This window comes from Nocardia sp. NBC_00565 (genome assembly GCF_036345915.1).
Lineage (GTDB): Bacteria > Actinomycetota > Actinomycetes > Mycobacteriales > Mycobacteriaceae > Nocardia.
The window spans coordinates 4,746,143-4,760,386 of sequence record NZ_CP107785.1; the positions used below are offsets into that span (position 1 = coordinate 4,746,143).

Annotated in this window: 1 protein-coding gene (running past both ends of the window); it reads left to right on the plus strand. The window is 63.2% G+C overall.

All 14,244 nt of this window come from inside a single coding sequence — locus tag OG874_RS22490, MFS transporter (protein ID WP_330257095.1), on the plus strand. Of the gene's 45,477 coding nucleotides, 15,118 precede the window and 16,115 follow it; the stretch shown corresponds to coding positions 15,119–29,362, spanning codon 5,040 (partial) through codon 9,788 (partial); the first complete codon in view begins at position 3. Both codon boundaries (start and stop) fall beyond the window edges.

Genomic DNA, 14,244 nt, shown 5'->3' on the forward strand with positions numbered 1-14,244 from the left:
TCATGCGCGAACTGATGGTACTGTTCGTTCAGACCAACAAACCCACACACCTGGATGAGTTCGAACCCTGGCTGAGAAGAGAACTCACCGCCTACAGCTTCAAACTAGACAAAAATTCAGAACTCAATATGTCCGAGTTCTATGCCGAGGTCTACAACGCGATAACGGTGAATGGGAAACTGGCCACCGATGCGCAGAAGATGGCCTACGCACGGCTGATGGCGGCCACACGCGCGAGGATCGAAGGCACAGCCGAGACGCCTGACCTACCCACCTCGGGGCCAACGACAAATGCTTCGGGCACGGTGCATTCCGCGATCGTCGCCGGAAACGGGCCATCCAACCCGAACACCTCGGCCACAACGCCACGCGGTTCGTCCCCGGCATCGCCGAAATCCCGGGACTCCGCGAATCGCGGTACAACGACGGATCGAACCACGGCAACGCAGCCCGGCGATACGGCACCGGCCGCGAGCGGTTCTGTCAGCAGCTCGCCCACCGATGCCGACGCGGTGCAACAGATCATGGACTGCGTCGTCCGCATGTATCGGGCGATGTGGGCACTGGGCGTCAACGACGGACGCCAACCCAATGCAGACGCAGTAGATTGGCGCTCACTAGAAGCCGCCATCGCGACACAAGTCATAAACATCCCACTACCGATCTCCACCACACAACAATCCACCGAAAACCCCCACGCGAACGATCCCCTGAGATGGATCGTCGATAACATCGAAAATAAAGTCGGCGGTGCCGACACCGCAGTCATCGTTGTCGGCAAAGGCAAGAAAAAACACGCGTACGCAATAACCAATATCGACGGCCAAGTATATGTATTCGACCCCCTCGCCAAAACCACAATCGTCGATGAAGATACCGGCGAGACAATCAAGATCCCCGGGATCCGCCACTACGACGACTGGACCCCCTCCTACGAGAACGTCGACGAAGCATTCATCGCCTACCTGAAATACGAAAACGACGAACTAACAGCCATATTCGACCCTCTCGACGACGAAACCCGACCCCACCCACTCGGCCCCATCACCGGCCCATCCGCCGACCACGAACCTGACGTCGCACAGTTGCGCGCCGCAGTGAATGCCGGACTGCTGGACTTGGTGATCGAAGGGGTCACGGCGGAACGCAATGCCACGGCGGCGGGTCCCCCCACCGAGGTGGAGCCGGTTGAGCGGCTCGACCACATGCTCGCCGGGCTGAACGAGCTGCGCGCCGCGATGAATCAAACGGACGCAGAAATCTCACCAGCGCGGTTGCGGACGCTGGTCCAGCACTTCCACGCGGTGATGGAGCGGCTGGCGGCGTTGACGGACGCCGACAACATTACCGCCGCGAGCCGCGCCCCCGCAGCCGGAGTCCAGCAGGTCTACGACAGTCGTGACCAGGACCAACGGGAGGCCGAAGCCCAGCGTCGCTTCGCTGCCGCCGACAGTCGGGTCGATCAGCTCGAGGTGGAGTTGGACGTGCCCCGCGGCGGAGAGCAGGCGAGCACCGGAGACCGGGGGCTGCTGAACGCTGTCGATATCGGTCTGCTGCGGACGTTGCGTGGGGACCTCGAGGCGGAACGCGATGCCGCGAGGGCGGATCCGCGCACCGCAGCGCCCGCGGAGGTGGCGCGCTATCAGCGGCTACGCGGAATGCTCCGCCGAATCAATGAGCTGCTGGCCGTAGTGGATGATCCGGATGCGGTGATCGCCCAGGACCAACTGCGATTGCTGGTCCACCACTTCCACGCTGCGGCCGAGTGGATGGCATTCAAAGATGCGAACAACGCCGACGCGACCAGTGTCCGACAGGTCTACGTTCGTGCTCGAGAGCAGTTCGTCACGGCAGCTGTTGATCGTTTCCGCGAGGCCGACGACCGCGTCACCGTACTCGGCAACGCGTTGAACGCGAACCAGCCCAGCGGCCCGCTCGCACCCGAGGCAGCGGCGCAAGCGGTAGGCGCCGAAGCGGCCGCCACTCCTGCCCCGGCCGGTGTGGCCACACCGCATCCGCTCAACTCCACTGACCTGGCGTTGCACAACTGGGCGGCAACACTTTCCGATGAAGACACACAGCGACTGATCAGCCATGCGACAGTCGAACTCGAAGCTCATGTCGACGCGTTCCGCCGCGGCGAGTCACCGTCGGTCCGAGGCGCGGTGAGCGCGGCACGTCCGCTCATCGTGGTGCTATGGGAACAGTGCCGCCGATTCATGGTGAGAACTCATTCCGGCACCATCCCCGACTATTCGACACTCTTCCGCATCGCCCGAGACCTCGAAGCTCGCTTGCCGGAGGCTCGGACGCTCGGGGCCGCAGCAGATGCGCTTTTCAACCTCGCTGGCGCGTTTCCCCTCGGCGCACCACTGGTACCCGAACTTTTTCCAGCTCCCGAAAATGAGCTGAATATGCTGCACAGCATTTCGATGCACTTCGGGCGCCTCATCGAGGCTATGGAAAAGGCTGTGCATTCCGTACCCTGGTCGAACGAATCTTCACTCTCGGAGGATGACAGACCGGTAAAAGAATATCGCGAAGACACTCAGGATGCGATTGCGCGAGCAAACAACCTCGGCTTACATCTCGACGCAGATGATACGGATTGGTCCGAATTTATCGATAGATATCTGATGTCCAGATTGGACGACGGATTCGATACCAATGTAAACCGAGCATTCCGATCACTGCATTCGGCATTGGCGGACTTCGCTCATGCACAAACACAATCGAGCCAGGATGTCGTCGCAAGCGCGGCATCCCTGCTACCCATTATCGCCACGGTGACCGAATATTGTCTGACCCGAAACGTAAAGTCAGATTTCGCATTCGACATCTTACAGAGAATGGATCAGGCGTTCGCGGCGGCTGCCGCTCACGCACCCGATCTGCAACCGCTGAACGATGCAGCGCGAATAGTTCATCAGCTAGTCGAGAAGATCGCCGTCGACATAGCGAAGAAGTCCGCTTACGCGCACCCGCTGGCTATGCGAGGCTTCGCGTTCAAGCATCTCGCGAGCGGCAAGCCGTTCGCCGGCTTGCTCGCGCAAACAATGCTCGAGCTGCGCCGAGTATCGGTGCCCCAGCACGGTAGTAGCGATGCGCCGCAGCATGTCCCGGAATACGTCGCGCAGCCAGCCGCAGGTGCAACGGTAATCCAGAATGCCGTCGCGAATTTCCCCCAGATATTCGCCCGGCCACGAGCGCTGGAAGAACTCGGTCAGGCATTATCTCCCGACATGTCATTCGACGACATCGTCGCGCTGTGGACACTCTCTCATCTAGCGAACGGAGTCACTCCGCCCGACGTATCCCGCGAGAGCCTGGAACTTCTTCTTCGGAAAATCTGGGAAAATCGGCATTCCATCGAGACCGAAGACGATGTCTATCTTTTGCAGATCGCGCCGACGGACGCGAGTCAGGCTACCGATCTGCGGTCCTTCGTCAGCACAGTAGCGGGCATCGTGGAACACCGGCCCACCGGACAACAGAAAGCAAGGGCCCGATCTCAGCTCGGTGGATCCGTGGACTTGCATCCCGGAAATATTGCCTCGGCAATCCCACTGCCCGAAGCCGTCGATTCCATCACCTTCCAGCGCGCCGATGCCGATCAGAACGGCGGGTTTCGCGTCTATTGCAACCCGCAATCGGACGCGGCACCGGCACTGATGAGCGACATCGTGCACAAGGTCCTCGATCAACCCGATGATTTTCCCGGCGTCTACGGCGCGAAGGTCTTCGTGCCGCGGGAGGCGCGCAGCGACGGGATCGTCATCTATGTACACGAGTACGCGGATGCCCGGCGTGTTGCCAACTGGCTAGTGCAACATTCAGAGCGGCACGCCGACACGATGCGATGGTCCGTGCCTGCTATGTCCCATCAAGTCGGGAGGGGCGTCAGCATCGGCGCCGAACCTCCGGGCAGTCGCAGTTTCGGCGGGGTTCGGTCCGAACCGATATACGACGCGCTGCGATCAACTCTGCAAACCAACGGCGATTTCACCGCATTCCACGACAGCGCCATCGCCGCGCTGTCAGCCGTCGATGTGGATCCGGACCACCCGTGGCTGCCGGTCGGCTCACCCACGTGGCGGGATCATTACGAAGTCGATCTGATCTCGGCTGCGGGCGTCACCGACCGGGGCGGGCAATCCGACGCTCGGCACAACGTGAACGAGGATTCCTTCGCACTCACGACAGCGGAGGTCGGCGGCGAGCAGTGGGCCTTGGCAGCGGTAGCCGACGGCGTGTCCAGCCAGGACCACAGCGAAGAGGTATCGCTGGCCGCCACGGTCGCAGCCGCCGCTGTTCTCCATGCGGAGGCGGCCCGTGTCGCGCTCGGCGGCCGACCGGACCCCAAGGGAACCGCGGAGGAAGCATTCAAGGCGGCCGACAACGCCGTGCGCGATCTGATATCGACGAAACACCCCGATTCCAATGATCCGCCCGCGACCACGCTGGTGCTGACTATCGCTACTCCGACACAGCTCATCACCCTGTCGCGCGGCGACTCCCCCGCCTTCTGGATCCCGCTGGACGGCGGCCCCGCGATCCAGTTGACAGAGGACGACCCGGCAATCGTCGAATTGGCGAAAAGCCTCAAGATGACCGTTCACGCACTTCGGCACTCCTGGCTCGCTTCGGGTTTGAACAGCTATCTGGGCAGGGACACCGACTTGGGCGAGCTGCAGCCCAACGTTCACAACGTCACCAGCAGCGGATTTGTGGCGCTGTGTTCGGACGGCGCCGTGAACATCTATTACGACGATCAGACGAGCGCGGACACTCCCGAACAGAAAATCGCCGACTCGTTCAGACAGAAGCTGGCGGAATCCTCCGGGAACCTGATCGTCGCAACGAGAGCGTTCGTACAACAACCCATCGACAAGCATGAAACCGACAATGTCACGGCCGTATTCATCGGCAGCCCCTCCCCCGGAACCAGTGCCGCGGAGTCTGCACACACCGCGACCGAACCTGACGACCAACCCGCTCCGAGCGATGCGGCGACGACCCCGGAAGTCACCGCTGGACCAGCGGCCGCCAACCAACAATCTGCGCCGCGGCCGCCGCGGGCGTCGACCAGCAGCGACAAACCGCGCGTCCGCCCCGAACCGCAGCAGAATGCCCGACGCAACCGCCTGATCGGCAACGGGAATGTCGGAGAAAATCCCTTCGCAGACGTAAAGCTCGGGCTGCCGCGCAACAAGGAAGCACCCGCTTTCGCACCGTTCCACATGGACGGTGGTGGTGCGGGCCCAGGGGGCAAGCGGCGACACGAACCCGAAGACGCCCACACACCTGCAGACCCGCCCAGCAGCCAATCAGCCCCTGGACTCGGATCCAGCACCGATACGACCACAACAACTTCTGGATCACCCGAGGCAGTGGTCCACCCCGAAGCCGATGCCGGGCACGCCGCGCGCCCTGTACCGAGCCGAGCCGAGTTCGACGGGGCGGAGGTGCCGATGAAATTCCGCGCCGAATTCGACGAGCACTGGCGACGACCGGTCGAGGTTGTCGTCCTCGAACAGGACGACGATGGCACGTTCATCGGGCCCGACGAAGAGCCGTACAACACACAGCGTCTCGGCGGCGATGTATTTATTCTGCTGCGCAACGGCACATTCATCACCTCTGCGACCGGTGAGCATCCAAACCTGCTCAACTCCTATCTGGCCAACTATGCCACTGCGAAGGAGCGCCGTGCCAGCAAGAAACTTCATGGCCCGAGCATCATTGCCGGAGCCGGATATTGGCGGATGACCGCAGGGAAACCGGAATTGGTCGGCGCCTTGAGCGGAACAATCCTCGAGCACACCAACAAGACCCCTAAATTCTGGGTACAAATGCGGTACCGCCTGAGCGACCGGATAGATCTGTCGACGATCGATTTCGAATTCAGCAATTATCATATCGGCGGGGCATGGTGGGATCCTCCGGAAACCGATGACTCCCACTCGGCAGCGGAATTGATTCCGGAACCCGGTTTCTCCGGAGACAAATACGCTTTGGATAACTCGGTGTCCCAGCACCTCCGCGGCGGCGGTGACGACTTCTGGTTCGAAGTCGAACGCGTCCGGGTCCCTTATGGCGGTGGGTTGTCGATCGACGTGATAGTCCATCCGGTGCTCGGCGAGCCCGCAACGGCAACGATCGACGTGAGTCCGGCAAGCCAGACGGCGACGGCGCGATATCGAGATTTCGATCCCGGGCCCGAACCCGAACGAACCTATCCCGCTTTCCGCACAGTACATGGCGTCTTGACACGATGGCTGTCCGCTTCGGGCTTCACTTGGGCGGAAGGCACCGAAGCAGTCCTCACCGCTGCTCCGGAGGCTTCCGGCACGCCCGCCCCGCAACAAGGGCAAGCCGGATCGATCACCGCCGCGCCACCCAGCGTGCTGCACCACGACAGCGGCGGTGCCCCTCATCCTGCGCAGGCAGCTCCCAGCTCTGTCACCGGCCCGCCGGCAGCCGTCCATCCCGGGAACCGCGCGATACCTCCGGGCAAATCCGCGGACCCCGATGCCGGACCGGCGCACGGCACGGCGCTGGGCGAGCCTGCCTCGAAAGCAGCTGCTAGTGCGACAGCCCCGGGGCCGGCCCAGAAGGCTGCGGAGCCGGAGCACGCACCCCGTGCAACACCTCCGGAGACACCGTGGAGCAATCTCCCGTCCCATGCCGCGGCGGGTCAGGAACAGATTCGAGAGCCCGGCACCACGTCGCAGGGCACGAGCACCGACGGGACCGAGCAGGGACCCGACCACCGAGCAGACACAAACACCGGACAACCAGCCCACACCACCGACAGCGCACCCACCACTTCGGACAACAGGACCGCTGAACACAACTCAGATCCGGACGACGCGCACCCAAAGGAACCTGAACTATACGGTTTTGATCTGTCTGGCAACCAAGTGTCGTTCTCATTCGATGACGTGGCCAGCGAGCCCCTGAAGGATGAGAACGGCAACGTCAACGGGGTTGTTTTTGCAACGGATATGCTTCAGTCCCCGCATGCGCAAGTTTGGGCGCGCAGTCCCATAAAAAACGATGAAGAATTCAGTTGGGCTTGGCCGGTCACAGACGTAGCGTCACGCAAACAAACCTGGGTGCTCGAGGAACCACAGATCGCAGCCTGGGTCTCCCCGGGAAAGCACGTGAAACCCATATATGTGGATGCACACGCCGGCCCAGACAAGTTTGCGATCTCCATTCTGGGACCGGCACAGCCGATGAAGCCTCTCCAAGGCCCTATGGGATCGCTCGACGTGTCCCGCGGAATGCAGGAACGCCCTAACCACTGGACGGGGCGAATGCATCGACCTCGTGTCACGGTGATTGTCGACGGCACGACATTTGGGCGGCTGGTGGCGGCGAATCCACACTTCCTACAAGCGGCTGCGATCGCCCCCGGCAGTCCAGTAGTGGTGTTCCTATCCTGCAGCCCGGCCGAGGCTGACGGATCCGCCGCGCGATCGGCGGCAGCAACGCTGCAACAGCACGGCATACTGCTGGATGTCTATGCTTCTAGCGGCAAAGTCCTCATCGATCTCGAAACCGGGCGAGTGGGCGTCGTCGGAGAGACCGACGCCGCAGGCAATCTGCAACCTCCTTGGGCGGCCTTTCCAGCGTCGACAAAGATCGGCGCTCAGGCGACCACCGGACCCGCACTGGCGGCAGGCCCCAACCCGACCACTCCAGAACCTGCCCAACCACCATCCGGAGACAGCGACACCACCGTGTCCGCCGCATCGTCGCAGTCCACAATCACCTGGTCCGCAATGCCGTTGGCTGTGGGCGGAGGCGGCGCCGGCGGAGGCGGAGGCAATGGCGGTGGATCCGGCTCGGGCGGGAATGGAACGGGCACGGCCGGGCCTATCGACACGATCGCCGAGATCCTCGGCGAAGTGCGCGCATCCGAAGGCGTCGAGAACGACCCGACACCGACCCCACCGCCTCGCGATGCCGCCGCCGCCATCGACGACGCGAACGCTCTGCTGAGCGAGTACCCAGACACCGATACCGAATCAACGCACACCGCAACAGATTCCGGCGATACCACAGAAGTTTCAGACCAGCCTGCAGAGCAGGGCTCCCCCGAACACCGTTCGCCCGATGCGTCCGGTAACGAGGCGTCGAGTGTCGTTGCACTGCAAGGCGCACAGCCCCTGTCGACCGTCGACTTCGACGACGCCGCGCCCAGTGAAACGACTTCGGCCGCAAGCAGTTCCGAGACGCACACAGCCGAAGAAAATCCTGCTGTCGCGGATCTTTCGGCGACCGCGACTCCGGGTTCCGAACTGCCGCCGATACCCGATCTTGTCAGTACCCCCTATTCGGAGCTTCGCGATTGGGCAGCTCAGCTCTACAGCGACCATATCCAATCCCTTATGGCCGACCTGCATGCCAAAGCTACCGCCCATTTGGCGGCGTTCCGGCGCGGCGAGCCGCCGCCGATCGCTGATGTGATCGGCACGGCCCGGGTACAGAGCGTTTTGGCCCGGGAGGCAACTAGCCGTTTTCTGGAGGAGGTGTTCCCGGCACCCATTCGGAATTATGCGAAATTGTTCTGGGAGGGCCGAAATTTCGCGGCCCACCTCCCTGAGGCACGTGACATTTATGCGGCCGCGAACGACGTATTCGATCTCATCGGGACCTTACCTACAGAAACGACCGCTGGAACGCCACCCCAGCATGCGAAGAATCCAGCTGGGCAACTGAATTATTTGCACGCGTTTCCGCAGCATCTGGGGCGTACGGTTCAATATATAGAGAAGGGTCTCGCGGCTATACCGTGGTCGGATGAATCCACATTCTCTGAAGATATCGAGCCGACCGAGCCGCATCACGGTCCTTTTGCCGCCGGTGCCGGACAAGTCAATGGGCTCGCTCATTATTTATATAAAACGAAGGAAAAAACATATAGCACGGACTGGGCGAAAGAGGCCGACGCATATCTGATGGACCGGTGGGGGTCCGAGTTCGATACGAAGCTCGTGCATGCTCTCGGGTCCGTATCCGCCGAAGTGGCCGCGTTCACGGCGGCTCGAACCGCTTCGGATCAGGATTTCGGTGCGGTAGCCCCACCCTGCGTATCAAATCTGACCATCGTGGCCGAGTACTACCTGACCCGTACTCGCGACTCCGCTTTCGCGCTCGACCTCGTCAGTCAAGCCGTTGACGCTCTCGCTGTGACCAGCACCCGACTCGCACCGTGGCAACCGGCGCTCGATGCCGCCGAGACGATTACCCAGCTGCACACCAACCTCACCGTCAGCTTCGAGGGCCGTCCAGACGACGGAGGCGAGGCCCTTGACGACTACGCGCGTCCGCTGTCGGCGCGTGGTCTCGGTCTCAAGACATTCGCAGAAAACCGGGCATTCGCAGATGCGCTGAAAGCGACGGTGCAGCGGCTCGGCGCGCTCGCTCACCAGCCCGGTTCCATACCCGAAGCAGCGGCGCCGGAACCCGTGCCAGACGGTACCGAGGCCGAGGATCCCGCGCCCGATGTTCGGACATCGCCCGGCCAGCAACAGGACCCTCCGACCGAACCAGCGCAGCCGCAAGGGCAGGCCTCCGCTGACCCCAGCCGAACCGCACGCCCGGACGCGCAAGATAGCGGAATTGCTGCGCCGCAGCCGGACTCGCCCGAAGTCCAACTCTGGCATGGAGGCGACTCGGATCCGCCGCCGCGGACTTTCAAGAATCAGCACTTCAAGCGTGAGCTGGTGGATCAGCTCAGGGAGCGGCATCCCCGTTTGCGGGAGATCGGTTTCGAAGTGATCGGGATCGAGGACATGTATGTCGATGCCGGAGCGGCCCGCGACATTGTTCGAGCGGTCGATGCGGTGTTGACCAGGCACCCACACATCGACGTCCCGGCGATCCGTCTGACCGATGACAGCGATCCCGCTCTTCGGAGCGGTCCCGCTGCGGCAATCGGCGATCCCGAATCCGGCCGAGTGCATGAAATCGTGGTGAGCTACGAGTTCGTCGTGAACCCTTCGGCTCTCCGGTCGAGTGTCGTGGACGGTGTGTACCCACGGGGCACCGGCCGCGCGATATACGACGTCCTACTGGGGGCGTTCGGTTGCGCTGTCGATATCGCTACCGGTGGAGAAGTCGGTCGGCGAGCAGACGACATTCTCACGAAAGGGTTCGACGCGTTGCGTGCCGCCGGTCTGATCGACACCGATCTGGACACCTGGCGGGACCAGCTTCCCGCGGGCAACCCGGTGACAGTGGCGTTTGTCGACATAATGATCAACGCAGGCAAACCGAACACACCGCAAGACATGTTGTACCGCGCCCTGAACACGAAATGGGAAGATCTCTCCCCCGCAGACCCGGCAACCGTCCGCGAAGAACACCAGGCCTACCGCAGTCGACAGGAAGCCGAAAGTCAGCAACGAGAAGCCGAGCGTCGGCAAGAGGAAACCCGACGTCGGCGGGCCGAGGCCGAACGCCGGGCACGCACGGCCGCAGCGGCGAGGCAACGCGCTCAGGAAGCAGCCGAATGGTGTGCGGCTCGGCGTGATGCGCTCTGGCGGGGATCGATACCGGATCCGGCAACAGGCAGCGAACTAGCACTCGCAGCCAACCGCGAGCTGGTGACGATGGTGACCCAACGCCACCCCCAGGTCAAGGTGACCGGACTGGATCAACCCGGACCCGCAGGATTCGCCGATCGGGTTCCTGTCGGCGCGGTCCGCGACGTCGTACGCGCCATCGACAGCGTGGTGACGAAAAATCCACATCTGAATCTGCTCGTTTCCCTCGAAACTGCAGCCTATTTCAAAAAGAATCTTCCGAAAAGCCCTGACGCCGATGCTGTTACCCACGCATGGGAGACGGGCGAGATACAAATTGTATTGCGTGCGGAAAATCTCATCGGACCGGATGCTTACAGAGAAAGCCATCGAACCAGCGTTATATATGATTGGTACGTCGCCGGGACCGGCCGCGCGATTTACGACGTCATGATACACGAATTGGGTCATGCGGTGACGTATGCACACTTGATGGCTCTGAACCTGCCTCGCAGTCGGGAATCTCTAGAAGTCTTTATACGAGAAGTTTTGGATGCTGGTTACGAAGAATTGCATGCCGCAGGCCTGGTCCAGGTGGACAAAGACACATGGATGCGACAGCTCTCGAGGTACGGCCAAAAAAACCTCGACGAAGCTGCGGCGGAGTCGTTCGCCGAGTTCGAGTACCACGGCGGGACCAAATGGACGGGGAGGGCCGATTATTCACCGCAGTGGGTGCTACACCGGGAGATGGAGAGATGGAGACATGCCGCCCTGTCGCAGCACACCGGCGACTCCCCGGCTGCCGGTTCACCATCCGACGACCGATCGGGCCCGGCGTCGACGACACCGGCGGCGGATCCTCGCCCGAAGGGGTCGAGGCCGGATCATCCCACCGCGTTCGGATTGGCAGTCCCCGAGGCCGACGGCGGTGACGGAGAACGCGCCGAGCACGCAAATCCCGAAGGTACGCCGCCGAATCCACGACCCGATGACGCGCGCACCGCGTCCGACGGCACCGCCCGGCTCGACGGACGCTCTCAGACGCAGGGGTCGATTCCGGAATTGCCCGGACCACCCCCCGCCCCACAAGCCCGCCCCCAACCCCCGCACGATTTCCATCTTGTCCCAAACCCCGATAACGACATATTCGGTGACCTCGGAAACCCCCTCAACCCCGGCTGGATGCGCGGAAGGAAACGAGTACAAGAACTCGGCACAGTCCATATCGACGGCGGCGGCCACGGCCTGGATCCGAACCTCCAAGGCCGACCCACCAATCCACAGGACCCAGCTGACCCCCCTGAATCCGCTCAGCCGACGCCGGCCAATGCGCCAGACGAGCTGTCCGAACAAAACGGCGTCGATCCAATGCGCGTCACCGACGCGGCGGCAGTGCCGCACGGCCAAGGCACAACCACCGGGACCGTGATGCCGCTACTGCCCGCAGCCGGGGGCGCAGGTGGCGGGCGCAATGGCGGTGGATCCGGCTCGGGCGGGAACGGAACGGGCACGGCCGGGCCTATCGACACGATCGCCGAGATCCTCGGCGAAGTGCGCGCATCCGAAGGCGTCGAGAACGACCCGACACCGACCCCACCGCCTCGCGATGCCGCCGTCGACGTCGACGACGCGAACGCTCTGCTGAGCGAGTACCCAGATACCGATACCGAATCAACGCACACCGCAACAGATTCCGGCGATACCACAGAAGTTCCCGACGCCGAAGAACAACTCCCTGCCGAAACCGAGGCCGTCGCGCAACGACCGTTCGCGATCGCCGAGAACGCCCCGGCAGAAGATCGAGCGGCCACAGCACAGCTCGACACAGCCCTCGGGAACCAGACCACACCCACCCCCGCCCAGCGCGACGGCGTCGTCTACGACAACCTCCCCGAATCAGAAGGGCCGGTCGAGCCGACCCCACGAGGCGGTCACAAGACGCCTTGGTCTGGTAAGAGCGAGCCGCAGCCCGCAGCAGCGGCACCGACCTCATCTCCCGACGACAACCGGCCGCACTCCACGACGCCGGACGCGACGCAACCGACCGCACCCACAGCGACAGCGACAGCGACAGCGACAGCGGAAACCAGCGAATCTGGTTCGGCAACTACGAGTTCCGACCACCGGTCGACCGCTCCTGAGAACAAGCCCACCACTCCGTGGTCTGGCCGCAACGATGGGTCGCCCGCATCGACTCCGGCCCAGTCAGGTGCGGGCGCAGCCCCAGCCATACCTGACGAGCAACTTCGACGACTGATCGACGAGCATGTCACGCAAGGCCATCCGGAGCAGGCGGTCGAACTGCTTCGGGAACAGTTCAGGCACAACGTATTCCCGTGGATCCAGGCGAACATGCGTGATCCTCAGGTCGCTCAGGAGATCTTCGACCAGGTATGTGCGGGCGCTATCAACCATCTTCGCCCGATCGACAACGCGAGCGGCGAGCAAGAACGGAGCGTCCGGCAATGGGTTATCCTCCACGCCAAGAACCTCATGGCCCCGCACCATGAGATCGCCGAAATCTGGCACCGGATCCGCGATTTCGTGATCCGCGGCGCCGGGCTGACGCCATACGATCCGCTGCTCGCGGCGCTGGCCGACACGAACACAGCACAGGTGCGCCAACACCTGAGCGCGCTGAGCGCCAGCCGCCGGCGGCAACTGCTCAGCCGATTCAACCCGAGACACCTCGGTCCCGGGACGTCGACCCCACCGAATCCGCTAACCGAATCGCAGGCACTGTGGAAGGCGGCCCGCGCGTTGGTCCTCATGATTGCCGACGAACATGGCGTGGCCGCGCAGATCCCCCTCGAGCCGACTTCGAGCGCTACGCCGCCCCGCCGCACAAGGACTTCGCCCCGCCCCGCAGCCAGCGGGACATCCCGCCGCACCCGAGCCGCGTCGCCAAGCTCCGCGGCCACGCAGGAGACGACGGCTACGCAGGACGGGCTCGATGCCGCAGCCGCGGCGCCTCAGGTCGAACCGAGCGTTGCACCAGTCGCAGCGAATTCCGAAGCGGCACAGCCGAGCGCGACCGACGCAGCGGTCCGGTCGGCCGAGTCCTCGCCCCACGACGACGAGTGGACCGCGGCTGCGGAATCGACCGATCCACCCTCGCATACAGCGCCGTACAGCATGGGGTTCTCCGAGCTCGACATCGTGATCATCGATCTACTCGCGCAAGGCGCGACCACAAATGAGATCGCAGAGGTCACCTTGGTGACCGAGCATGTGGTGAAGTACCGCCTCGTCCGAATCCAGCGCGAACTCGGTACCAACGGCCGGGACGAGACGGTTGCGGTGGCCACCCAACGAGGAATTCTCAGAACACTGCCGACGCCAACCGACGAACCAGCCAGTCCCCTGGATCAGGCCGGGGTGGACGCCGCAGCCGCGCGGATGGCCACATCCCCGGCCCCGACAGCAGCGACGACGTCCGGTCCAGCAGCGCCCGTCCCGAGGACAGCTCCCGCCGGACGGGGCGGACTGTCCGGCCGCGAGATCGAGACACTCGAGCTGGTCTTGGCCGGCCTGACAAACGACCAGATCGCGTCGCGGTGCCGGGTGTCCGTGCGCACGGTCGAGAATTATCTGGAGAGTGCCGCCGACAAGCTCGGCACGCATGGCCAGATCGCGACGGTAATGGCGGCAGCGCATCGCGAGATCATCGATCTCGATGCCGCCCGGCTCGGGCAGCGGTGGA